General features: G+C 39.8%; 24 protein-coding genes. 5 read left to right on the plus strand and 19 right to left on the minus strand.

The features are described 5' to 3' along the window. Nucleotides 1-162 precede the first annotated feature (162 nt). The 3 genes from AC1DIV_RS26755 to AC1DIV_RS26765 all read right to left on the minus strand — a co-directional run bounded on the left by AC1DIV_RS26755 (nt 163) and on the right by AC1DIV_RS26765 (nt 2,553). Nucleotides 163-693, minus strand: a complete 531-nt coding sequence (locus AC1DIV_RS26755) for a dihydrofolate reductase family protein (protein ID WP_340876708.1) — start codon at nt 691-693, stop codon at nt 163-165. A gap of 275 nt (nt 694-968) precedes the next feature. After that, nucleotides 969-1,739, minus strand: coding sequence for a TerC family protein (locus tag AC1DIV_RS26760; RefSeq protein ID WP_340876709.1), 771 nt, complete (start codon nt 1,737-1,739; stop codon nt 969-971). A gap of 196 nt (nt 1,740-1,935) precedes the next feature. Continuing rightward, complete coding sequence (locus AC1DIV_RS26765) at nt 1,936-2,553, minus strand: YpjP family protein (protein WP_340876710.1); 618 nt, start codon at nt 2,551-2,553, stop codon at nt 1,936-1,938. A gap of 434 nt (nt 2,554-2,987) precedes the next feature. Between AC1DIV_RS26765 and ggt the strand changes: the two genes are divergently transcribed. Next, on the plus strand, nt 2,988-4,676 hold the full coding sequence (gene ggt / locus AC1DIV_RS26770) for a gamma-glutamyltransferase (protein ID WP_477577753.1): 1,689 nt from the start codon (nt 2,988-2,990) through the stop codon (nt 4,674-4,676). On the opposite strand, the gene AC1DIV_RS26775 is transcribed toward ggt, so the two are convergent. The 9 genes from AC1DIV_RS26775 to AC1DIV_RS26815 form a co-directional block, all read right to left on the minus strand. Continuing rightward, complete coding sequence (locus AC1DIV_RS26775) at nt 4,677-5,456, minus strand: class I SAM-dependent methyltransferase (RefSeq protein WP_477577755.1); 780 nt, start codon at nt 5,454-5,456, stop codon at nt 4,677-4,679. It abuts the gene before it with no gap. A 76-nt stretch (nt 5,457-5,532) separates the two neighbouring features. After that, nucleotides 5,533-5,961 (minus strand): BrxA/BrxB family bacilliredoxin, encoded by a 429-nt coding sequence (locus tag AC1DIV_RS26780; protein WP_057277313.1) that lies wholly within the window; start codon nt 5,959-5,961, stop codon nt 5,533-5,535. A 172-nt stretch (nt 5,962-6,133) separates the two neighbouring features. Then, nucleotides 6,134-7,804 (minus strand): dihydroxy-acid dehydratase, encoded by a 1,671-nt coding sequence (gene ilvD / locus AC1DIV_RS26785; protein WP_034311212.1) that lies wholly within the window; start codon nt 7,802-7,804, stop codon nt 6,134-6,136. Between the two features lie 282 nt (nt 7,805-8,086). Next, entirely contained in the window at nt 8,087-9,223 is a 1,137-nt protein-coding gene (locus AC1DIV_RS26790) for a conserved virulence factor C family protein (RefSeq protein WP_340876713.1), read from the minus strand. Nucleotides 9,224-9,354: 131 nt separating this feature from the next. Continuing rightward, nucleotides 9,355-11,232: an ABC-F family ATP-binding cassette domain-containing protein gene (locus tag AC1DIV_RS26795; RefSeq protein WP_340876714.1), complete on the minus strand. Its 1,878-nt coding sequence runs from the start codon at nt 11,230-11,232 to the stop codon at nt 9,355-9,357. Next, a complete protein-coding gene (locus AC1DIV_RS26800) occupies nt 11,229-11,873 on the minus strand; it encodes an HD domain-containing protein (RefSeq protein WP_477577757.1) in 645 nt (214 codons plus the stop codon). The genes AC1DIV_RS26795 and AC1DIV_RS26800 overlap by 4 nt, the downstream gene beginning before the upstream one ends. A 53-nt stretch (nt 11,874-11,926) precedes the next feature. Then, complete coding sequence (locus tag AC1DIV_RS26805) at nt 11,927-12,772, minus strand: DegV family protein (protein WP_477577759.1); 846 nt, start codon at nt 12,770-12,772, stop codon at nt 11,927-11,929. Between the two features lie 141 nt (nt 12,773-12,913). Continuing rightward, on the minus strand, nt 12,914-13,390 hold the full coding sequence (locus AC1DIV_RS26810) for a glutathione peroxidase (RefSeq protein ID WP_034307586.1): 477 nt from the start codon (nt 13,388-13,390) through the stop codon (nt 12,914-12,916). A gap of 78 nt (nt 13,391-13,468) precedes the next feature. Next, nucleotides 13,469-14,002: a hypothetical protein gene (locus AC1DIV_RS26815; protein ID WP_477577761.1), complete on the minus strand. Its 534-nt coding sequence runs from the start codon at nt 14,000-14,002 to the stop codon at nt 13,469-13,471. A 167-nt stretch (nt 14,003-14,169) separates the two neighbouring features. Here AC1DIV_RS26815 and metA point away from each other — a divergent pair, with 167 nt between their 5' ends. Next, complete coding sequence (gene metA, locus AC1DIV_RS26820) at nt 14,170-15,078, plus strand: homoserine O-acetyltransferase MetA (protein WP_034307589.1); 909 nt, start codon at nt 14,170-14,172, stop codon at nt 15,076-15,078. Nucleotides 15,079-15,186: 108 nt separating this feature from the next. Here metA and AC1DIV_RS26825 read toward each other — a convergent pair whose 3' ends face one another. The 5 genes from AC1DIV_RS26825 to AC1DIV_RS26845 all read right to left on the minus strand — a co-directional run bounded on the left by AC1DIV_RS26825 (nt 15,187) and on the right by AC1DIV_RS26845 (nt 20,676). After that, complete coding sequence (locus AC1DIV_RS26825) at nt 15,187-15,882, minus strand: AIM24 family protein (RefSeq protein WP_477577769.1); 696 nt, start codon at nt 15,880-15,882, stop codon at nt 15,187-15,189. Continuing rightward, nucleotides 15,882-16,574: a class I SAM-dependent methyltransferase gene (locus tag AC1DIV_RS26830; RefSeq protein ID WP_477577763.1), complete on the minus strand. Its 693-nt coding sequence runs from the start codon at nt 16,572-16,574 to the stop codon at nt 15,882-15,884. Before AC1DIV_RS26830 ends, AC1DIV_RS26825 begins: the two co-directional genes overlap by 1 nt. A 165-nt stretch (nt 16,575-16,739) precedes the next feature. Then, the gene (gene mntR, locus AC1DIV_RS26835) at nt 16,740-17,168 is read right to left on the minus strand and encodes a transcriptional regulator MntR (RefSeq protein WP_048687667.1); all 429 of its coding nucleotides are present in this window, start codon (nt 17,166-17,168) and stop codon (nt 16,740-16,742) included. Between the two features lie 102 nt (nt 17,169-17,270). Then, nucleotides 17,271-19,448 carry a DNA topoisomerase III gene (locus tag AC1DIV_RS26840; protein WP_477577765.1) on the minus strand — a complete coding sequence of 726 codons (2,178 nt, stop codon included), beginning with the start codon at nt 19,446-19,448 and terminating at the stop codon, nt 17,271-17,273. A 682-nt stretch (nt 19,449-20,130) separates the two neighbouring features. Further along, nucleotides 20,131-20,676 (minus strand): TetR-like C-terminal domain-containing protein, encoded by a 546-nt coding sequence (locus AC1DIV_RS26845; RefSeq protein WP_063593904.1) that lies wholly within the window; start codon nt 20,674-20,676, stop codon nt 20,131-20,133. Between the two features lie 181 nt (nt 20,677-20,857). Between AC1DIV_RS26845 and AC1DIV_RS26850 the strand changes: the two genes are divergently transcribed. Both AC1DIV_RS26850 and AC1DIV_RS26855 read left to right on the plus strand, forming a co-directional pair. Beyond that, nucleotides 20,858-21,604: an SDR family oxidoreductase gene (locus AC1DIV_RS26850; RefSeq protein WP_323597580.1), complete on the plus strand. Its 747-nt coding sequence runs from the start codon at nt 20,858-20,860 to the stop codon at nt 21,602-21,604. A 111-nt stretch (nt 21,605-21,715) separates the two neighbouring features. Beyond that, nucleotides 21,716-22,423: an SDR family oxidoreductase gene (locus tag AC1DIV_RS26855; protein ID WP_340876719.1), complete on the plus strand. Its 708-nt coding sequence runs from the start codon at nt 21,716-21,718 to the stop codon at nt 22,421-22,423. 343 nt (nt 22,424-22,766) lie between these two features. Here AC1DIV_RS26855 and AC1DIV_RS26860 read toward each other — a convergent pair whose 3' ends face one another. After that, nucleotides 22,767-23,255 (minus strand): hypothetical protein, encoded by a 489-nt coding sequence (locus AC1DIV_RS26860; RefSeq protein ID WP_477577767.1) that lies wholly within the window; start codon nt 23,253-23,255, stop codon nt 22,767-22,769. A gap of 142 nt (nt 23,256-23,397) precedes the next feature. Between AC1DIV_RS26860 and AC1DIV_RS26865 the strand changes: the two genes are divergently transcribed. After that, nucleotides 23,398-23,742 carry a DUF6176 family protein gene (locus AC1DIV_RS26865; protein ID WP_323597584.1) on the plus strand — a complete coding sequence of 115 codons (345 nt, stop codon included), beginning with the start codon at nt 23,398-23,400 and terminating at the stop codon, nt 23,740-23,742. A 600-nt stretch (nt 23,743-24,342) separates the two neighbouring features. Here the strand turns inward: AC1DIV_RS26865 and AC1DIV_RS26870 are convergent. Further along, nucleotides 24,343-24,567, minus strand: coding sequence for a YesK family protein (locus AC1DIV_RS26870; RefSeq protein ID WP_340876723.1), 225 nt, complete (start codon nt 24,565-24,567; stop codon nt 24,343-24,345). Nucleotides 24,568-24,943: the final 376 nt, after the last annotated feature.

Here is a 24,943-nt window from a genome sequence, read left to right on the forward strand (position 1 = left end):
GTTCGGGGCGAGAGCAATTTGGAACTCCTTTTGCCGGAAAATTGATGGAACCGCAAGACTGAAGACGAATTGGAAGAAGAGCCAGTTGCCCTACAATATTTCTAAAAAAAGTTCCAGTGATTGGAGTGTAAGGTACGAGACTCCTGCGGGCGAAGAGCGTGATTATTTTTTAATATAATGAAGCATAGCAAGTTGACCTAATTTTTGTACTTTGGTTAATTTGAAATTTACAGTAATATCATCTCCGATATAAAGGGAGATTCCTTTCCCTAAAATAGTAGGTGCAATGGCTAGTTGGAATTCATCAATCAAATTTTCTTTGAAAAATTCACGAGCTAAGTTTCCTCCGCCAATTAACCATATATCTTTACCAGGCTTTTGTTTTATATTTTTGATGAAGGTTTTGACATCTTCATCAATAAATGAGGCATATTCATCTGATCCACTAACAGATTTAGAAAATACATAATTTTTATAATCACTATAAGGATAGTTCATATCAAATCCACGAATGACATCATAAGTTCCTTTTCCCATAACAACAGTGTCAATTCTTTCGAGGAGTGAATTGTAGCCAGAATCTCCTTCTACTTCTGTTGATTCTAACCACTCTAATGTACCATCATCATTTGCAATATAGCCATCAATCGAAGTACCAATGTATAAAATAATGTTACGCTGTTTTTTAATCAACTTACAGATCCCCCTCTGAACATAAACTTGATATTTCTTCATATAAACCATCTTGTAATCCCATTGATACTTCCTCCAGGGAAGATACTCACTTAATTTGATTCTCCTTCTTTCACTAACCTGTGGCGTTAGTTGAAGAAGAACAAGGAATTCCCATTGATTAAAACAATGAACTTTTTTATGAAAAATCGGGAAAGGGCTTCGGGTTGAGACCATTCCGAAACTTTGGTGACAAAAAGCTGACATCATTTTGATGACAGCTTTTTAAATGGTACTCAGCCATGGTCCTTGACCTTTTTCCCTTTCTTCAAATGATACACGATTGTAGTGCCGAAAATCAGTAAAATAAAGGCAAAAAAGATCGCAGGCGGGATTTCGATCCCAGCAACTGCCATTAACATTTTTATAGCAATGAATCCGATAAGCACATAAGCGGCAGTTTCCAATTCCGGAACCTTATCTATCAATTTTAGAAATACTCCGGCCACTCCCCGCATCATCAAGACACCAATCATTCCGCCTGTCAAAAGGACCCAGACTTTTTCACTCACCCCGAAAGCGGCCAAGACACTATCGACTGAAAACGCTATATCCATCAATTCCACTGCCGCAACCGTTCCCCAAAAAGCACCAAATATACGGATCAGTATGCTGTTTTTACTCATTCCCTGGATATCTTCGTCGATCCCAGCTTGTTTTTTTCTTTTATCCCTAAAGTATTTAAACGAGAGCCAACCAAGGTAGGCGGCTCCAATCACCTTCACCCACCAAAGCTTTATGAGGAAAACACCGATTCCAATCGCTATAAATCTAAAAGCATAAGCACCTAACAAACCGTAAAATAATGCTTTTTTCCGTTGTTTTTCCGGAAGGTGCCTCACCATTACAGCTAATACCAGTGCGTTATCCGCTGATAGCAATCCTTCCATTAAGACGAGCGTCCCGATCAACCCCCAGCTCACAGGGTCGGATAAAACCTCCACCCACATATGCCAGTCAAAAAATTGAGCATACGTTTGCACGATGTTATTTAACAACTCTAACATGATAAAGACTCCTCTGTTCCTATAACAGCAAAATTAGAAAACCTTTTAAAATAACATTGTTCCCAGTTATGATAAAAACTTTACTTTAAGTTTAAACACAAAATAAATACGTTGCAGGACAACGTATCATTCGATGCTTATTATAGTTTCATTTAATCATACTCTTCCACTTAAATAAAATCAACGAAACCAACCACTATGAGAGCTTTTGTTTACTCGTCCACTCTGGAGGCGTATTTTTATCCCAATATATTTTCCCTATATTATAATGGGTGGCAAATGAATCATGATAGGTATGATAGTGAAAATCGAACCAATGTCCCTCCAGTGGTGGATTTTCCTGCCTGACATGGAATCTGATGATATCCTTGCCGCTGTTTGAATCATAAATATGGAATATTTTCTCGGCCCTGCCGGCACTCGGCTGCTCAGTGATGGTCAATTGCTGTAATTTTTCATCTGGAAATTGTGCAGCCATTTCTGTAATGGCTTCTTCCATTTTTGGTAATATGACCATTTTGAATTCATCGCCAATTTTTGGATTGATCTTATCGCCAAATTTCATAAATGCGTTTTCCTCTGCCTTATTCAGGATGTCCGATAAAAACTCCTCCCGGTTGAATTCCTCTTCAGGTTCAGTCGAATCCTGCGAAGGAAGATAAGCTAATCCCTCTTCCTCCACTAAGCCTTTTTTAGTATCCTTTAACGAATCGGCTTCCGCTAACCACGCCAGATCTGAAGGAGTAACAAGACCAAACGTCAAAACGGATACTAAAATGACGAGACTTTTCCTGAACCATACCGCTGCTTTCAACACACTCCCCCTCCTTTTTTGTATTGTCTTTATATTTAGTATACTTTTATTTTTTGGTAATTACGAATATATAGTTACCCATGTTTTAAAAATCAAAAAAAAGGATAAATACCTATATAACGTTTATGAACTCGAACTTTTTAATAAATTATCAATAAATTTACATTTAAATGAAGGATTTTGACGATTTTTGGAGAAATTAATTAGATTCAAGTCTTTTTAAGGAGGGGTCTTATATGGCTTCGACTGCCATGGTGGCTTTATGTCTTGTAACATTAGCATTTTTCGTATATTTATCATTTGCTGATTAAGAATAAATGAATACCTACGAAAAATCTCCTTGTCATTTTTCTACAATGACAAGGTTTTCTTTTCACTCAAACATAAGTTTACCTTTTTGGCAGATAAAAGGACTGAATAATGGAGGAATCATTTTGGAAAACAACAATGAAAAGATAAAAGATAAGGATTACAAAAGGGAAACTGCGAAAGGGAGCGCCGGAATGGTCGTTACAGCTCATCCTGTTGCAACTTCCATAGGGGAAAAAATATTACGTGAAGGTGGAAATGCTGTCGATGCGGCCGTCGCCATCCAATTTGCCCTAAATGTTGTTGAACCAATGATGACTGGTATCGGCGGAAGTGGTTTTCTTATGGTATATAATGCAAAAGATAAGGAAACGAAAATATACGACGGCCATGTAAGGGCACCTAAAGCCGCACATCGAGACATGTTTCTTGATGAAAAAGGGGAAGTCATCCCTTTTAAAGAGAGATCTATCAAAGCAACATCGGTTGGCATTCCTGGAATACTGAAAGCTATGGATGAAGCACTCGCCGAAAATGGCAGCAAGCCATTGGCTGAACTTATCGAGCCTTCCATTGAATTTGCTGAAAAAGGAGTTCCAGTCAATTGGGTTCTATGCGATGCTCTTAAAAACTTTGAATATCGATTGGGCGATGAAGCGCGTAAGTTCTTCATACCAAACGGAAAACCCTATCAGGATGGCGATTTGCTGATTAAAGAAAAATTGGCGAATACCTATCGGATATTACAACGTGAAGGAATTTCCGCTTTTTATGAAGGTGAAATCGGGGAGGGCATCATTTCCTGCATACAAGAACTTGGAGGGTTCATGGAGCTTTCTGATCTAAAGGACTATAAAGCTACTATCGATGTACCAATGTATGGGACTTATAAGGATTATTTAATTGCTTCATCAAATGCGCCAAGTGCCGGCGGATTCACGGTCATTCAAATCCTGAAAATTTTGGAAAGCTTCCAAATCGAACAATATGACGCCCGTTCTTGGGAAAAATATTATTTAATCGCAGAAGCGATGCGTCTGGCATTTACAGATAAAAAAGCATTTCTCGCTGATCCCGAATTTGCCGAATTGCCATTGGCGGGTCTCATGCATGATGAGTATATAGCTAAACGCCGCTCATTCATTAATTTCAAGTCAAGAAATAATGCCATTGACTTCGGAAACCCTTGGATTTATGATTCCGTGCAACAAAGGGAAGTCATTCCGCAACCTAATGAAGAAGAGATCAGTGAAACGACGCACTTCACTGTCCGTGACAGATGGGGTAATATCGCAGCATGCACTTCTACAGTGGAACATCCATTCGGATCAGGCATCATGGTTTCCGACTATGGTTTCATGCTGAATAACGAACTGACTGATTTTGATTCCATTCCTGGCGGCATGAATGAAGTGCAGCCCAATAAACGCCCAGTCAGCTGTAAAAGCCCGACCATCATCTTTAAAGACGGCGAGCCGATCTTGACGTTAGGGTCACCAGGAGGACCAACCATCATCAGTTCAGTCGTACAAACGATCATTAATGTACTCGATTTAAAAATGGATTTGAAAGCAGCCATCGAAGAACCTAGAATTTTCACTCCGATGGGGCCTCATATTGAATGGGAGCCTGGAATGGATATGACTAGCAAAGGCCACTTGGAAGCAATGGGCTTCGCCTTTAATGAAGTTCCCCACTCAATAGGGAATGTCCAAGCGATTCAAATCAACCCTGATGGCTCGAACTATGGTGCAGCCGATTCAAGCCGGGAAGGCTGTGCCATGGGTCTGGACGAAACAGATTATAAATCGTGATCACTGGATGGAAATGAAGCCAAAATGGAATTTGGATGTTTTTCTTTTTAGTACCTCAAATCCAAATTCCTCAAAGCGGGAGCTGCGGTAATGGTCTTTCAACACGACTCTATTGCGCGCAACCCGCTTGGCTTCTTTCATTATTTCAACCGATAGATCCTTACCATCCGCAAAATGAGTCAGTCCCCTGATACCATTCGATTCCTGAATCGTTTCTTCAAACATGGGATCGAAATATACGACATCAAAATGATTATCCGGCAATGTTTTCAATATTTCGTAATGGTCACCCTGCCTGACCTCTATTCTTCTCATCGCAGAAATCATTTTTTCTTCTGCATCCTCCCATGTTTTCATTCCACGGTCCACGAGCAAGGCCAAATATTGATTTCCTTCCAATCCGACAACCCGTCCATGTTCACCCACCGCGAAACTTGCGACAATCGCATCAGAGCCCAATCCCAAGGTACAATCAAGCACAGCGTTCCCTTCATTTATATCTCCGGCAATGAGAAATGGATCACTCTCTCCGCGCATTATTCTTTTTATACGGATCATCGCCAGGTTCGGATGAAAAAAGAATGGTTCTTTTTCCTGGTATCGAAATAACTCCATCCGCTTTTTACCAAAAACAAGGCAATCATCTTCATTATGTTCCGCTTGGATATCTCTCACCGATCGTTTTCTTCTTGCTATAAAGGGGATTTGCAATTCTTCAGCTAACCTTTTGGCTAATATCATCGTTTCTTTATCGGCTCTTCCTACTGTTGTGACAAACATGAATCCTACCCCTTCATACTCTCTTAAAATTTGAAAAGAATGCCCTGTTTCCAGGACATTCCGCTTCATCACTTATTTACTTACTGAACGCTGCCAATAAATTTTCCATGATGGCTTCCATTGGCTGTCCTTCTATATCATGGCGAGGAATGAAATGTACAACCTCTTTGCCCTTTAAAAGAGCCATGGATGGTGAAGAAGGTTCTATTCCATCGAAGTATTCGCGCATTTTAGCTGTCGCTTCCTTATCTTGGCCTGCGAATACAGTTACCAAATGATCTGGCTTATTGTCCGCTTGGAGTACGGCTTGAGTAGCAGCTGGACGGGCTAACCCGGCAGCACAGCCGCAAACTGAATTCACGACCACAAGTGTCGTACCTTCCACCGATTCCATAAAGTTTTCAACCGCTTCAGCGGATTCCAACTCATCAAAACCTGCCTGCACCAGTTCCGCACGCATTGGTTTCACCATTTGTTTCATATATTCATCATATGCCATCGACATAAAAAAACCTCCTTGGTTACAATTCTTCAATTAGTATAATGATACTATATTCTTCAGTGCATATGCAAAAATGACGCTTAAAGCTTTGTAAAATTTCATTTTTCTTCACAAAGAAACATGGTGACAGAATCCAGTTTCCTTCTGCCACCATGTTTTAGTCTTCCCTTTAAACTTAAACTTTCATCACTCCGCCTGAGCTGGCATTCGTCACAAGTTTGGAATACCGTGCTAAATAGCCTGTCCTGACCTTTGACTCGAAGCCTTTCCAATTGGCTTTGCGTTTTTCGAATTCTTCATCGGAAATTTCCAATTGGATTTTACGATTATTCAAATCCAATTCGATGATATCTCCATCTTCAACAAAGGCAATCGGGCCTCCCTCAGCTGCTTCGGGGGATATATGACCAATGCTGATGCCTCGGGATGCTCCTGAAAAGCGGCCATCAGTGATCAAACCGACTTTCGCTCCAAGTCCCCTCCCGACGATTTGGGAAGTGGGTGCCAACATTTCCGGCATTCCCGGCCCACCTTTAGGCCCTTCGTAACGAATGACCACTACATCCCCTTCTTTAACCTTTCCGGTAATGATTCCGGAAAGTGCATCTTCCTGGGAATCGAAACAAATGGCTGGACCCCTGTGATAGCCACCAACTGATGCGTCAACGGCGCCCACTTTTACGATGGAGCCTTGAGGAGCAAGGTTACCGAACAATACCGCAAGCCCGCCACGCTCAGAATGCGGATTATCCAATGGATGGATTACATCCTTGTCCAATATTTCACAACCGGCAACATTTTCGCGGAGCGTCTTACCTGAGACAGAAAGGCAATCTCCATTAAACGCACCTGGTTTTTTGAGTAACTCATTAATGACGGCACTTACACCACCGGCATTATGTACATCTTCAATATGGTAATCGGATGCCGGTGCAATTTTCGCTAGATGCGGTACGCGGTTAGCTATTTCATTTATGCGTTCCATCGGATATTCAAAACCTGCTTCATGTGCCAATGCAAGCGTATGAAGCACGGTGTTCGTCGAACCGCCCATCGCCATATCCAAGGCAAATGCGTTATCAATTGCATCAATCGTCACGATATCACGAGGCTTGATATCCTGTTTGATTATCTCCATCAACTGTTTAGCGGATTTCTTAACGAATTCCTTACGTTCTTCGGCTACCGCCAAAATCGTACCATTTCCCGGTAGCGCAAGTCCCAATCCTTCAGCCAGGCAGTTCATGGAGTTTGCTGTGAACATTCCTGAACAAGAACCGCAAGTAGGGCATGCAACTTGCTCGATCTCCTGCAAATCCTCTTCATTGATATTACCTGCTTGATAAGCACCCACCCCTTCAAAAACGGATGTTAATGAAAGAGATTTACCATTTTTATCTTTACCTGCTTTCATGGGTCCGCCGCTTACGAATATTGTAGGAATATTGACACGAAGTGCTCCCATCATCATTCCCGGCGTTATCTTGTCACAGTTTGGAATGCACACCATACCGTCAAACCAATGTGCCGATACAACAGTTTCCACGGAATCTGCGATGATTTCACGGCTTGGCAAGGAATAGCGCATACCAATATGACCCATTGCAATTCCATCGTCTACCCCGATCGTATTAAATTCGAAAGGAACACCGCCCGCTTCGCGAATCGCTTCCTTCACTATTTTTCCGAATTCCTGAAGGTGTACATGACCTGGAACGATATCGATGTATGAATTACAAACCGCGATGAACGGTTTACCGAAATCTTCTTCTTTAACCCCTGCTGCCCGCAACAGACTTCTATGTGGAGCTCGATCGACCCCTTTTGTAATCATGTCACTTCTCATATTTGATGTAGACATTTGTTGTACCCCCAATTTCCGCTAAATGTTTAATGATTCAGAATAATATAATTTTTAGTATACTCTAAAAATTCTAACATATTTATAGACAAATGCAACCATTCTTCACTAAATATCTACAAAAATCATTTTACTAAAATAATAGAGTTCCAATTTATAGATTCGATCTCAGGTGAACCCCTTTCAAACGATTGGAAATGATCCTAAAAAAATAAAAAGGCATGCGGATTATATCAGCCGCATGCCTTTTTCCTGGGTCATTTCAAATCACTTGTCATTCGCTTGTCTTGATTCTGTCATTTGCTTCCAAACCGAACCTTTTGCTTCTTCGCCATTTTCTATACGGTCTATGGCCATCTTGACCTGCAGGGCCACTTCGAATTCAGGATCCTGTTCCGCTTGTTTAAGATAAGGGAGGGTCGTTTCATTACCCACTTCGTATAAAAACATCGCGGCCCGCCATCTAACCAATTTATTTTTATCCGAAAGTGATTGAGACATTTCTCCCATCGCTTCTTCAAAGCCAAGATCTGATAAACAATCACCAGCCGTACGTCTTACGGCCGCGCTTTTATCTTTCAAGGCTTTATACAAGCTCGGAAGCACTTTTCTATCTTCAATCATACCCAAGTATACTACCGCGAGCCTTCGAATGGAGACTTTACTGTCGGAGAGTGCCATATCCAATACTGGAATATCATCAACCGTAGGATCTTCCATTTGTTCTAAAGCCTGATAACGCTTTTCCCAGCTTTCATCATTCAGCATTTCTGCAGTCAGTTTAATTTTTGGACGTTTCAAAATGGCTTCCTTCGTATCCACCATTTCTTTTGCGGCTGCAACTAGCCGATTAATTCGATCTTCCGGATAAGCTGCGATCAGTTCATCCGATACTTCCTTCACGATATCTTCCATATCACCATATCTTACGCCATAATCCTTCCATTTTCGAAGCAGGACTACATTATCATCTTCTTTTTGGGCAGCGGCAATGCCCTTTATGAAATATTCCGGTAAGGCAAAACGTTTTTCGTGTTGACTATCACTTGCTTTAATTTGCATCGGAATGCCCTTGAATTGTTGAATGGCAACAGTTACTTCACCGTAATGTTCATTTAATGCCGCTTTTTGATTTTGTTCCTCGGTTTTTTCACCAAAGACCTGACGGATTTGGACCAAGATATCTTTCCAATCATATTTCGCGTTTCGCTCAACGGCTAAGAAGTCCGCAACATGATATACCCCTTTCACTCCCTCGATCGTAAATAAATCCCTTATCAGCTTGGGTGCTTGGTCAGCTTGATCCTTCTTATAATTATTGCTTTTACCAGCTAATAGCTCTTCTGTTAAATTGATTTTCATTGTATTCGGACTAGGTGTAGGTTCTATCGACTTAATTTTCAATGCATTTCTCTCCTTTTACAAGACGTTTCCATGTACTAGATATTATCACATCGTCATCAGATTCTCATGCAATTGAGATTGGCAAAAAAAAAGACTGATCCAAGTTTACTTCCTTGGACCAGTCACCACGCTCATTCTTCTTCCAATTTTTCCGCTAAATACGCCCATCTTTCCATCAAATGGTCTAATTTATCCGTTAGTTCCTTTTCTTCTTCAAGAAGCAGGCGGACTTTTTCAAAATCGCTTCCCGCTGCTGACATTTCTGATGTAATGTCTTTCAATCGCTGCTCGGCCCGCTCCATGTTCCCTTCTATCTCTTCCCATTCCTTACTTTCCGCATAGGTTAGTTTTTTCTTTTTCTTTTCGGTCCGGTTCATCTGTGGCTCTGGTGCTTTTACTGGCACAGCCTCTTCCGTCTTGTCTTCCAAGAACTCTGAATATGAGCCGTAATAGAAGTCAATGTCACCTTTATTCTTGAAAACAAGAAGCTGGTGGCACGTTTTATCCAAGAAATACCTATCATGTGATACAGTAATGACTACCCCTGAAAATGTTTCTAAATAATCCTCAAGAACGGTCAAGGTCTGCGTGTCCAAATCATTCGTCGGTTCATCCAAAAGCAGGACATTAGGTGCCGACATCAATATGTTAAGGAGATATAATCGCCTTTTCTCCCCACCGGACAGCTTACGAATTGGCGTCCCATGCGATCCCATTGGAAATAAGAACCTTTCAAGCATCTGCGCAGCCGATATGAAACTACCATCTTTAAGTGCGATTGAATCCGCCGTTTCCCGAATATACTCTATCATGCGCAAATTCTCATCCATATCGACGCTTTCTTGCGTATAGTATCCTATTTTCACGGTTTGCCCTTTTTCCAGGTTTCCTTCATCTATGGATTCCCTACCTGCCAGGATATTCAACAAGGTTGACTTTCCGCTGCCATTATTACCGACGATCCCAATTCGATCACCTGGTTTGAAGAGGAAGGAAAAATGGTTGATGATGGTTCGATCACCGAAGGATTTAGATACATCCTGCATCTCAAGTACTTTTTTCCCAAGACGGGCACCGCTTAATTCCATTTCCAGGCTCTCGGTTTTCTGCTTATCCTTTACACCTGATTCCAATGTTTCGAAGCGTTGGATCCTGGCCTTTTGTTTCGTTGTCCGGGCCTTTGCACCTTTACGGATCCAGGCCAGTTCTTTTTTGAATAGACTTTCCTTTTTCGTTCTTTCAGCCGATTCATTCTCTTCACGAATGGCCTTTGATTCTAAATAATCCGCATAGTTTCCTTTGTATTCGAAAAGCTGGGTCTGGGCAATTTCCCAAATCTTATTGGAAACACGATCAAGGAAATATCGATCATGGGTTACAAATAAAACGGATTTTTGATATTTACCTAAATATTCTTCAAGCCAAGTGATGCTTTCAAAATCGAGATGGTTCGTAGGCTCATCCAAAATCAATAAATCAGGGGTCTCAATCAAGGTTTTTGCAAGGGCCGCACGTTTTTTTTGGCCGCCTGACAGTTCCCCCAGTCTCCTTGAATGATCAGGAAGACCAAGCTTGGTCAGTATCGTTCTGGCATTGGCACTTGTATCCCAGGCGCCTAGCGTGTCCATATCCTGCTGCTGTTTTAACAAACGGTCCTGTATTGCGCTATTCTGCGGGTCTACTTGAAGTTGAATGAGCGTCTTTTCATACTCTTTAATCAACGAAAATACAGGAGTTGAACTTTCATACATATATTCCATGATCGTCAATTTCTCATCAAAATGCGGATCTTGGGACAGATAGGAAATCGTATAATCATTCGGATGATCCTTCGTTCCTAAATCACTGTCTTCCAGCCCTGCGATGATATTCAATAATGTCGATTTACCGGTACCGTTTATCCCAACGATCCCGATTTTTTCCCCTTCGGTAATGGAAAAAGAGACATCTTTAAAAAGCAGCTTTTCCCCTTGGGTTTTCATTACATGTTCCATGCTAAAAACTTTCATAATCGTACATCCCATTCCTTATTAAATTCCTCTAAAAATCCTACCATATATTCATGCCTTTCACTAGCAATCTTCTTGGCTGTACAAGTATTAAGCATATCTTGCAAGCGCAATAATTTTTCATGAAAGTGATGAATGGAAGAGCTTTTGCCATTCCTGTATTCCTTCTTGGTCATGTTTTCCCTAATGGGCAATGAAGGATCATACATAAGCTGTCCCTTCTTTCCGCCAAATGCAAATGTCCTGGCTATGCCTATGGCACCAATAGCATCCAAGCGGTCCGCATCCTGAACAATTTCAGCCTCTATCGAAGGTAGCCTCAACTGCCTTGCACTAAATGAAATTGTATTGATGATCTGTTTAATGGCATCAACACTATCAATATCCAACTTTATTTCATCAAACCAAGCATCAAGCTTTTTCCAGCCCCCATCGGCTTCCTGGTTTAGTTTATCATCAGGGATATCATGAAGCAGAGCCGCCATTTCAATGATGAACTCATTTCCTTCTCGTTCTTCTTTTGCAATATGTAAAGCCAGCTTACGAACACGATCGATATGGAACCAATCATGGCCGCTGGCATCAGAATTCAATTGGTCATATACATACTTCTCCGTTAACTCAATCATCGTTTCTTTCATTTCACCACTCCATGTCCTTTCTATTTTACCATGGTTCTCAATAATGGTGTGCTTTAATCTTCATTGAACCAACTGAGCCCAATCGTCTGTTCACCGGTATGCACCCCGATGGCGCTCCCCAGTGGGGATACATGGGTCAACACATGAGGGAATTCTTCGGAAATCCTCTTTTTCCATTTTTGTGCCTGCTCCGACACTCCACCATATAATATGGTGCATTCTTTTACTTTTCCCGCTTCGACTGATCTGTGAAAATCAGTGAAGATCTGTTTTTCCGCTTTTTTAAGGTTCCGAGGTTTAGATTTAGTATGGAGCACACCATTTTCGATTGAAATGATGGGTTTAAAGCTCAATAGGCTTCCTAGAATATACTGTGCGTTTGTTAACCTGCCGCTGCGATGCAGCTGATCTAAAGAGCCTATCATTACATAGGTCTCATGGTTATCCGCATACATTCTCGTTTTGACGAATGCTTCATTGATGGAATGGCCATTCTCAATATAATGCATGAGCCGTTTCAAGATTAATAGCATTGGAAAGGAAATAAGTAAAGTATCAAAAACGTCAACAGGGATCGTAACCATTTGTGCAGCTTGCCTGCTCGCAGAAACCGTCCCGCTCAATTCACTGGAAAGATGTACGGCTATGATTCGATCATAGCGTTTTTCAAGCTCCTTATATAATTCCTGGAATCGGCCGACCGAGGGCTGTGACGTGGTGGCTGTGATTTTTCCCTCACCCATTCGCCGGTATAATTCCTCAGGTAATAGGTCGACGCCATCTTCATATTCCTTCCCATCGATGATGACGACCATCGGAACGACGTATACATGTTCATTCAATGATAATTCTTCATCTAAAGTTCCCGTACTATCTGTTACCCATGCAATTCGTTCCATGGTTTCCCCCCTCATTTGTGTCTTCTATTATATTCAATATCCCAACCATCTGTCCCCTTTTAAAAACGGATGCATGCAATAAATATCTTCCCTCAAAAAAAGAGCCCAACTGAAACTTTCCGTTGGACTCGATTTCATACTTCATATTAATTTTTTTATATCTTCTTCCATTTCCAGAGGTTTTGTTTTAGGTGCAAACCGGCTGACGATATTTCCATTACGATCAATCAAGAACTTTGTAAAATTCCATTTTATCGATTTGGACCCCATCACTCCAGGAGCATTTTCAGTCAGATAGCTGAATAAGGGGTGGGCTTCCTTTCCTTTGACATTCACTTTTGCGAACATCGGGAATGTTACACCATGATTCAATTTGCAGTATGAATCGATTTCCAGATCATCACCAGGCTCCTGATTCAAAAACTGATTACACGGAAAACCAAGCACGACTACCCCATCCTCTTTATATTGCACATACAGACTTTGCAAATCATCATACTGTGGCGAAAAACCGCATTTGCTTGCGGTATTCACTATAATCATCACTTTCCCTTTATATTCCTCAAGCGAGATGGTTTCGCCATTGATTTTATTGACTTCAAATTCGTAAATGGACATGTATGATCTCTCCCTTTAGTATGATGATTCATTTTACCGTATTTAAAGGTAGGTTTACCAACTTTAATCCTTTTCCTATCATCCCGGAATCTTCACTGCTTGTATGGATTGAATCAAATACTCTAGCATGTCTTCCAAATCATCCATTTGCTCTTCTCTTACAAGCCTTCCAAATGAAATTTTATATAGAGAAGAAGTAATGGTTTGCTTTTTTTTACTGACCGTTTCACTGGTCGTCACTGAAATGATTCTCTGATCTCCCCAAATTTTTTCCAGATCATTCAACAATTGTTCAGCATTCACTTCATCAAGCTTTTTAGGAAAAGAAATGAATATATTGACCGTGCAGCCTGAATGCGTATCATCAATAGCTGCATCGAGTAACTCCGAACTTAGGTTATGTAGGGAAGCGTGTAGCTCAATGGCACCGCTAATCGAAATGGGCGCGATTGGGTTTTTCAATTCCATCTCGATCTTATATGATCTGGACATGGTTGAGAGATTCACTATATCATCTCGGTTTATGACCAATATATCCCCAATGAAGTCACGATCGTAAACCGCTCCTTCCAATACCACTTTCATGTTTTCAAATGCTGTAGGATCAAACAATCTCCAAACACCTCTCCAACTTCATAGTTAATGTTTTCCGATCTTCCCATTTTACCATTCCCAGGCCATTTCCTTCGGGATTTACAAGAAATTATTAAAATAGCTTTTCTATTCAATAATTTTCTATATAATTAAAATATTATGATTTTTGAAGAAGGAGGCTAATCATGCCAATCAGAATTCCGGAACAACTGCCAGCAAGGGAAATTTTAGAACAGGAAAATATCTTCGTAATGGATGAGGAAAGAGCTACCAATCAGGAAATCCGTCCATTGAATATATTAATTTTAAACCTAATGCCAGAGAAAGAAAAAACGGAGGCCCAGTTACTGCGCTTTCTTGGCAATACCCCCATTCAAGTAAATATATCATTCCTGCGCTTAAGCACACATGAATCAAAGAACACAAGTAAATTTCATTTAGATCAATTTTACAAATCATTCAATGATATTCGCACGAAGAAATATGACGGCTTGATCATTACAGGCGCTCCAGTGGAAAAGCTGGAATTTTCAGACGTTAATTATTGGGAAGAACTCCAGAGCATCATGAACTGGTCAAGTGAAAATGTCACATCCACCCTACATATCTGTTGGGGGGCACAAGCTGCCCTGTACCATCATTATGGAATAGGCAAATACGAACTTCCAGAGAAATGCTTCGGGGTATACACTCATGAGGTCCTTGAACCGAATGAAAATCTAGTCCGCGGATTCGATGATTATTTTATGGCCCCTCATTCACGCTATACGGATATTGACTATCAAAAATTAGTTAACCATCCTGAATTGAAGGTTCTCGCACAGTCCGATCAAGCTGGTGTATTGATGGCTGCTTCAGTTGATGGAAAAAGAATTATGGTTACCGGCCATTTCGAGTATGATGCCGATACCCTTGGTGAAGAATACAAGCGCGATAGGGAACGCGGGATCAATACGCAACTCCCTGAAAATTACTTTCCTGATAACGATCCGACCAGGATACCTCTTCACCGCTGGAAGAGCCATTGCAGCCTGATGTTCTCGAATTGGCTGAATTATTATGTCTACCAATCAACCCCTTATGAGTGGGATTGAAAGGGTAAGAAAAAAGAAGCTTTCACTTTGAAATGAATCGCTTTTTCATTGCAGACACATCCGATCATCATGGGAAACAACCTGAGTAGCTGACTCAGGTTGTTTGTTTCATGATTCCTTATTACCGAAATATACCTCTTCAAAAGGTTGGACGACCACAAATCCTTGTCCTTCGAATTTCATTTGAACGGATTCGCCGCTTCCCCTTCCAAAAAACGACTTCAATGAAACATCCGTTACGAATTCAGGCTGCAATTCCCCTGACCAAGCTACTGTGGCATTCGGGTCCGTATAAACCGGATTCCCAGGTTCCACCATTAAAGTAAGAGGATCATAATGGGAAGTGAATGCGACCATGCCTCTCCCCTCGAGCCTTACGTTGAACAATCCGCCCGCCAATAACCCTGCAATGCGCCGCATCATTTTTATATCCCATGAAATCCCCGGCTCAAATGCGAGTAAATCATTTCCGTTAACACAGATCGATTCACCATTTAACTGTAAAATGGAAATCTTCTTCCCTTGATCCGCAACGTATAACTTGCCGCTTCCGGTCGCTTTCATCAAGGATGCACCCTCACCGGTTAAGGCTTTTTTAAAGAGTTTACCAAGACCATGCTCCAAAATACCTTCCCGCTCAAATTTAATGTTGCCGCGATAAGAAACCATCGTTCCCATTTTTACCCAAATCTGCTTTTCCAAATTAATCTCCAGAATTCGTTCCGTTTCAAGTTCAAAAAGACCTTGCCCTTTATCCTGCTGTTTCGTCTTTTCAACGAATTGATCGATTTGATACTTCTCCATCACTGCCCTACCTCTTTTTGAAAGAGGAAAAGCCACATGAACGATACAGCTTGCTTTAATTCCTTTGAAAAATGTCCGAGCTTTGTATAGTCCACCCCTCTCTTTGCTACGCCGGTATCAGCCACTGCCTTCCATCCCGTTTCTAAAGCCATTTTTTCAAATTCCCACGGCTGCATGGTATTCATGATGACTTTATCTCCTAATAACCGGTGGAAGCTGAATTTTTTTCGTGGCTCAGCTGTTGGACCAAGTATTCCAAAACAGACATAACCTCCAGGTTTTATTACCCGTTGAATTTCCTTCATCACCGTTAAGGGTTCACCCGTATATTCCAAAGAATTAATGACCATTGCCGCATCCATTTCTTCATCTTCGAAGGGAAGGTTATAAAAATCCCCTTGCAGGAAAGAAAGTCCTGGTTGTTGGGTTTTCCCCTTTGCAAATTCAATCATCACATTGGATAAATCAACTCCAGTTACTTTAAATCCCGCTTCGGCCAATTTCAAGGAACCAACTCCATCTCCACAGCCTATGTCAGCCACTCTCACTCCCGAAGGTACATATTCAGAAAAGAAGGGAATGATGTTTTTACGACTCCCCGTTTCCCACATTTCTTGCGAATTCTTCACCCACATAGGTGCAAAAACATCCCATTCCTTTTCCGACTCTTTATGCCATGTATGTATATTCATAAGAAATTCACCTTCCCATATACCCCCTAATTAAATATTTTCCTGAAAAATATTTTCCCGACCGGGGCTTCCCTATAGCTATTCTGCTCTTAATTCAAAAATCCTCCTTTAAAACGTCGACCCCTAGTGATTTTCAAATACATAAAAAAAACTGCCAGCGGCAGCTTATTTTGAATTTTCTTCATTTCTTTTTTGTATCTTTCGTAAATCTTCGACACGGTCAGGAGATTCTTCAAAGAATTCAACCAGGTCTCCAATCCTATCGATGGCATTCCAACTAAGGTGGTGTTCAATCCCCTCTACATCCTGATAAATATTTTCTTCCTTGACCCCAATCAACCTTAGCATCTGTTCTAAAAGTTCATGGCGGTAAACGAGCCTTTTACCAACTTTTTTCCCATTTGCAGTTAAGACGAGACCCCGGTACTTTTCATATATCAAGTATTTTTCCTGATCAAGTTTTTGAACCATTTTTGTAACAGAAGATGGGTGGACGGAAAGATTTTCAGCAATATCGGAAACTCTTGCATATCCTTTTTCTTCAATAAGTAAATAAATTTGTTCTATGTAATCCTCCATGCTCGGTGTAGGCATTCGGAATCCTCCCATTCAAACGCATATCTAAAAATTTTACTATATTAACGGCCCCGAAACAAGAAGTTATAAGTCTCAGGGCGCTTTTAATGAAGTCTTTCCTCAAGTTTGCTTGACGTTTTGTTCTGTCGGGAATGTAAAACTGATCTTCTTTTCAGAGTCGGACCAAGATAAAATGGCATCAAAGGTCTTTTCCCCTTTCTTAAAACCGCTTATCAAATCCGTTTCACCGCTTGCCAACAGCTTTTTTATATTTGCTTGACTAATTTTCTTATTAAGAATTTTTTTTGATATTGTGAAGTTACACTTTGTTTTTTGATAACTTACACATCCATAGAATTCCCCTTTATCGACAATCTTAGAACCGCATAGTTTACAGCTGCCTACAGATGCGGAACTTCTCTTTTTAGAACCGCTCCGTTGAATCGACTCGGTATCCAGCCCTTGAAAATCCCAGCTTTCCGATGATTCCACGGCATCACTGATAATTTTTGCTGACATCTTTTTAACAGCTTCCATAAAGCCTCCAGCTGAAGCCTTCCCTTCACCAATTTCCCTTAATCGCTGTTCCCATTTGGCTGTCATCTCGGGTGAAGCCAGGATTTTCTCCCCGATTGCAGTAATCAGCACTTTCCCTTTATCTGTCGCAAACACCTGGTTTTTTTTCACATTGATGTATTTACGGTCTTTGAGCATGGTAATGATGCCAGCCCGAGTTGCTTCGGTTCCGAGACCCTCGGTTTTCATCAGTACTTTTTCCAACTCTTCATTATCCAGATGCTTTCCGGCAGTTTTCATCAAAGTGATCAGCTGACCCTCTGTATAACGCTTAGGGGGCTGGGTTTTTCCTTCTTTCACCTTTATATTGGCGACCTTTCCAGAATCCCCTTTTGAAACGGACGGCAAAATGATATCATCATCATCCTTGTCATTATTTTGGAAAATCACTTTGCGCCATCCCTCTTGAATCTGCTGCTTGCCTTTAGAAATGAATTCGGCCCGCTTATCGACGAGCGTTTTAATGGTAGTGTAATCGAAAATGGCCTTCTCATAATGGGCCGCAATCAACCTGCGAACAACCAAGTCATATATATTCCGTTCTTCAGCGGAAAGCCGCTTTGGGTCGGTTACCTGCTCCGTCGGAATAATGGCATAGTGATCAGTCACCTTCTTTTCATTTACAAACCGTTTATTATTCATGATGTTCGGTTGTGGCAAAGGAAACAGGGATTCATATTCTGAAAATCCGCTTAGTTTTTGCAAAATATCGGGAAATGTTTCGGCTTCCCCCTCCGTCACATAATTGGAATCTGAACGTGGATAAGAAACGATCCCTTTTTGATATAAACTTTGCACGATATCAAGTGTCTGTTTCGGTGAATATTTATAAATCTTGTTCACTGTCGCTTGCAATGACGATAGATTAAATAACAAAGGCGGCTGAAATTCTTTCCTTTCAGTATCCATTTCCGCTATTTCAGCTTCCTTACCCTTACAAAAGGCGGCAATTTTATCAGCCATTTCTTTTGTCTTGATTCTCGGGTCATTGTTCAGCTGCCATTTACCCTGATATTTCTTACCGTCCATCTTGAAATCTGCGAACACTTCCCAGAACGGTTCAGACTTGAATTGCTCAATTTCCATTTCCCGCTTTACTATCAAAGCAAGAGTCGGTGTCTGAACCCTTCCAGCTGAAAACACATCCGAAACGCCCCTTTGTTTCAACAAAATACTATACGCTCTCGACGCATTCATTCCCACAACCCAGTCCGCGCAAGCTCTCGTATACGCTTCATAATAAAGCGGCCTGGTTTTTTCTTCGCTCTTCAAATTTTGAAATCCCTCATAAATCGCTTTCGGGGTCAAAGAGGAAATCCATAAACGTTTCATCGGTTTATTGATATTGCATAAGTTAACGATGTTGCGTACAATCAATTCCCCTTCACGCCCGGCATCACCTGCATGAATGATTTCATCGACTTCCGCTTTCCTAAGCAAAGTCTTCACAACATTGAATTGCTTTGCCTTTTGTCGGGTCACTTCATATTGAAATTTCTCAGGAATCATCGGCAACGTTTCCATCGACCATTTTTTCCATTTTGAATGATAGGTTTCCGGCGAAACAAGTTGACATAAATGTCCGACGGCCCAAGTTACATAAGCTCCATCGGGGAAAAGTTCATTCGGCATGATTTCTATATAGCCTTGCTGTTTTTTCGTTTTAAATTGAGCCGCTAGCGTTGAACCTTGATCTGGTTTCTCCGCAATGATTAGCTTCATGATCATCTTCACCTAATCCGTTACAAAATATCTTTCCCCTATCATTATACCTTAATTATCACAATCGGCTAGATATGACTTCGTTTTTAACGGACTGTTCTAAAGTATTGTTTTTTTCTATGATTTATAAAAGCTAAAGGAATTGGATCAACATGATAGTCTTGGTTTGATTGCGACCCGGCCCTTCTAAGGAACGTTAATTGGCAAAAGAACTAAAGTCACTTTAAAAAATGTTATTAATAAAGAATATAAAGATAGTTGAGTTGCCTATTGAAAAATACTTAATACCTGTTGAATGGAGTGATTACAAGCCAATATAGACTAACTCATATAGCCTATTTAAATGCTTTGGCTATAGCCGGCAATAAAATTATTCATTATAACCAGCCAAACATTAAAGAAGTATAAAAGATCTAGCAGTATATAGATATTTGATTGGTCTAGTGAAGGATCACTGAAATATCTAAATGGTGTTAGTGGTTTCAAAACTCTTAGCTAAAAAACATCATTGAACCTGTAGAAAGAGATTCTTGAATTCCCCATTTTCAAATATTAAAATGGCCGAAAAATCAAATTGATTTTCGGCCATTCTTATTCCTTATTCCACCCAGTATTGATAAGGGAAGGACACATTATCCCCCTCATTCCTTAATAAATAAGAGAGACTTTTTAATCGATGAATCTATAAAATCCTCTCTAATAAGTCCCCTACTTTCTCTGCCATTTCCTGCGGTGGATAAGGCATGCCATTTTTTAACCACCATTCCACTACACCTACATAAGCATTTGCCACAAATTCGACAACTACATCTTCACTCTGACCAAAATTTTTTCCTTTTGTTATATCCACGTCTTTTTTGAACTCTTCGATATTATGCTGAACAAACCGGCTGCGAAAGTACGGAGCTCCCTCACTTGCCAACATCGTCGAAAAAAATAAATAATTACGTTCAAGATATTCCATGCAGTGTACAGTCGATTCAATCCACTCCATTTCAGCTTCCGACTCACAAAGGTTAACCATGTTATTGATATGTTCTTCTATGATTTTATCCAACAGATCAAATTTATCCAAGTAATGAAGATAAACAGTTGCACGGTTAATATTTGCCCTATCAGAAATATCCTGAATGGTCATGCTATCAAAATTTTTTTCAGACATCAATTCAAGAAATGCTTTCTTAATTGCTTCTTGAGTTCTTACAATTCTTCTATCCACTTTTGCCATATTAACACCATACTTTCCTTGAGATAGTCGACAATTTTTATTGATTTGTTGTTTAAACAACAAAACTGATTAAATTAACGATTTATATGCCTTGTTTAGTTTAAATTTATATTTTAAATTATAGACAGATGTCGTGAAAACATCAATTGTAGTTTTATTTTACATGAAAGGATGAAACGAAATGACAATGGAAAACAAAGTGGTTGTAATTACAGGCGCAAGTTCAGGTATTGGGGAAGCAACAGCTAAGCTGTTAGCTAAAAAAGGTGCAAAAGTCGTACTTGGTGCAAGACGTGAAGAGCGTTTAGCAAAATTAGCTGAAGAAATTAGATTGAACGGTGGTCAAGTGGCTTATCGCGTCACAGATGTTGTTAACCCAGATGATAGTCAGCAGCTTGTTCAACTAGCTAAAGACACTTTTGGAGGTGTCGATGTAATCTTCTTGAACGCTGGACTAATGCCTAATTCACCACTTTCCGAATTAAAAACTGACGAGTGGAACAGTATGGTCGACGTTAATATTAAAGGTGTATTGAATGGTATCGCAGCAGTATTGCCAACATTTACTTCGCAAAAGTCTGGACATATCATCACTACGTCATCAGTAGCTGGGCTTAAAGCTTACCCAGGTGGTGCTGTTTATGGCGCAACAAAGTGGGCTGTTCGTGATTTAATGGAAGTTTTGCGTATGGAATCTGCCCAAGAAGGTACTAACATCCGCACAGCAACTATTTATCCAGCAGCGATCAACACGGAATTGCTGGATACGATTACTGATAAGAATATTTCAGAAGGTATGACTGCGCTGTACGAACAATATGGTATTGCACCTGATCGAGTTGCCAATATTGTGGCATTCGCCATTGATCAGCCAGAAGATACGAACATCAATGAGTTTACAATTGGACCAACAAGTCAACCTTGGTAATAATATAAGATAAAACTAAGAGATTCATTTTCTTCTCGGAATGGTATACAGGTTTTAATTGGAGTAATCTCCTCTGCTCAAAATTATTATCCGAAAAATGGAGGAATTAACATGTCAAAGGATATCAAAGTTGCTCTTGTCACTGGCGGAAATAGAGGAATTGGATATGAATTGGTCAAACAATTAGCTTTGATAGGTTTTAAGGTTATTTTGGCAAGTCGGGATCCAGAGATGGGTCATAAAGCGATACAACAACTTAGGGAGTCAAATCTGGACGTTTCGTTTGTGTCGATAGATGTCAATAATCAAGAAAGCATCCGTCAAGCTGCGGTAGCAATAAATGAGAAGTATGGAAGATTAGACGTATTGATCAATAATGCTGGCGTGTATCAGGATGAGAATAAACAATTATTGAATATGGATCCATCAATTTTAGAGAAAACAATGGCAACCAATTTCTTTGGAGTTTACCATATGATCCGTTCCTTTATTCCCCTCATGGAAAAACAAGGCTATGGGAGAATCATTAATGTTTCCTCAGAATATGGGGCAATGAGCGAAATGTCCTATCCAGGAGTAGGCGCATATAAAATGTCCAAATTTGCCCTGAATGGATTGACACAATTGATAGCTGCAGAAATCAAATCTGATATCAAAATAAATGCGGTCGACCCGGGATGGGTAAGTACAGATATGGGGGGACCATCTGCTCCAAGAACTCCCGAACAAGCTGCTGAATCTATCCTTTGGTTAGCTACTACTGGAGCTGAAGGACCTAACGGGGGATTCTTCAAAGATGGAAAACGAATCGATTGGTAGCAATACAGCATGAGCAAATTATTTGGTGATAAAGCTGGTTCGATGAAACCATCTTTTGCTTTAGAACCAATTAAAGAAAAAATCCGGTTTTCCTTTGCCTAACTAGGATAACCGGATTTTTCTATAACTTGGTGAAGAAATATACCTAAACTAAAATGCCCCTTGGTTCCATAAGAAAAAGGCTGCCTTAAAGACAGCTATGATCTTAAGCTAACACATCTCCTTGATTTTTATCTTACCTTTTGTTTCATTTCACTGGCTGTCCCTTCCTAAGAAAAGGAACTGCTGATTAGCTCCTGATATGAAGTAACTCACCTGTTAGTTTAAGTATAGGATTTCAAAATCAAACCATTGACACAACCAATTCATGTGACATACCAAGGTGATGGTATTTAATTATGACTCTGTCAATACTTTGTTCATGCACTAACGAAAGAGCATAAATAGTATCATCTTCTGTTGCAGTACCAGCATTTACTTTATCGAGTTGCTTTTGTGGGTCTGTCTTTGGTTTAAGAGTTATGGAATCTAATCCTTTGAGGGTATATTCACTTTCTTCTTCGCCATTAAAATGGTCAGAGATAATAAACCCTTTTGGATGATAACTCACTTGTATTTTCACTTTGGAAGGTACAACATTATCATTGACAAGAACTTCTTCAATTTGAATATCCCCAAATGGACTTTTATTTCCTACCGAAACCAATTGTACCTGTTTATCATTCGCTGAAGCACTTGGATGAGCTACTAAGGGTTGGTATAATTTCATAAAAAATAAAAAACCTATAAATAAAAACACAATACTAATAATACCCATTAACACCTTTTTCAAAAAAAACACTCCTTTATTATCCTGCCCCTTTAGTTCCATAAGACAAAGATTTGCTAAAGTAACTCCCTTATTGCACCTGTTAGGTTAAAACTTGCTAAAATATGTAATGTAAGCAAGATAACCATTAAAATGGGGGAGAAATATGAAAGTAGAACTAACAAGATTTAGAGTTAAGGAAGGTAAATCGGAACGGGTAGATGAATGGTTAAAGTTTCTAAACGAAAATATGATTGATGTGCTAATAACCCTTGGAGCCGAGAAAATGTATGTTGAAACTATATTTAGAGAACATCTAAATGGTTATGAGTTTTTATATTGGTACTCTGTCCAGGGTCAAGGCGGACAAGAAGTTGAGGAATCAGACCACTGGATAGATAAGAAGCATTTAGAGTATTGGAAAGAATGTATTGATGAAACATTCAGACCTGTTGATTTAAAAACAGAAGTAGTTATGATTCCAGAAAATATAAGACAAAATATGAAATGACCTTTACTATTGAAGGTCTTTTTTTGCTCTTTTTGATTTTTGACAAGAAGAAATAAGCAATTGCTCCAATACCAAAAACTACCTGATATATTGAATAATTAACTGGTATAATGCTATGCAAAGTCCTAAAATACATGCTTTCGTTTTAGATGGATGGTTTCTTTTACTGAGAAACAAGTAAAAGAAAACTAATATAAAACCCAACGGAATCCATAGCTGAAAAACACCTTCTTTTGTACTGTGAGAAAAAATTGGAGCAATATAAGTGCTTATCAAAAAGTAAAAGAAAATCGTAAATCGTCGTTTTTCTAATTGCTTGCTCCACCTTACTAAAAAGAAAATAATAATTATTGCGATAATCGTAATGTGTAAAGGGGGTAGCACAATAGCACCGTTCCCAAATTTGAATTCCAAACTGAATTGCCCTCCTTTTTTTAAAGTGTATCACCATTCAAATGGAACTTCGGGAAGTTTTATTTGAGTTCATATCTTCCTCTGTAAATATCATTAACCATATTTCTTATTCCACTAACTGCCCTATTAGTTCATTAAGAAAAACGCTATCGGACTCGTTAGTTTAAGTAGAATATCATTAATCAATTAAATGGATCTTTTCAATTTTCTTTTTTTATTTAAATCTGTAATTAATTTTAAAACTAAGATTATCAGACTTATTCCAATTACAGTTGCACCTACCATACTTACTCCCATTCCTGCAAATCCCCCAATTAACATCAAACCACTAAGATGCGTTATGATACCTAAAATTACAAGAACCAATGGAGAAATATATATCTTTCTCTTGTGCTTGATTACCCAAACCAAACCCCAAATACTTAGTAATGAAATAGCAATTGGAAAATAGATAAATAGAAATGAAGTAAACAGGGCTTACATCTCATTAAATGTCTGCTTCACACTTCCCTTGCTTATTTTAACATAAAATTACATTTCTTCATTGGATTCCCTGGCCCTTTAGTTACATAAGAAAAGGAGCTGCTCATCAGCTCCTGGTAATGAAGTAAAGCCCCGTTAGCTATTCTCCCCCCCTCTAGTTGCATAATCGAGTAGAGGGAAAATAAATGTATTATTTTCGCCCCTCTCACAACACCGTACGTACGGTTCGCGTATACGGCGTTTCAATTTATATTACAGTGTGTACTTTTAGATAATGCTCTAAAGCAGAGGGGACTCCCCTCTG

The organism is Peribacillus sp. 05N428 (genome assembly GCF_056397085.1).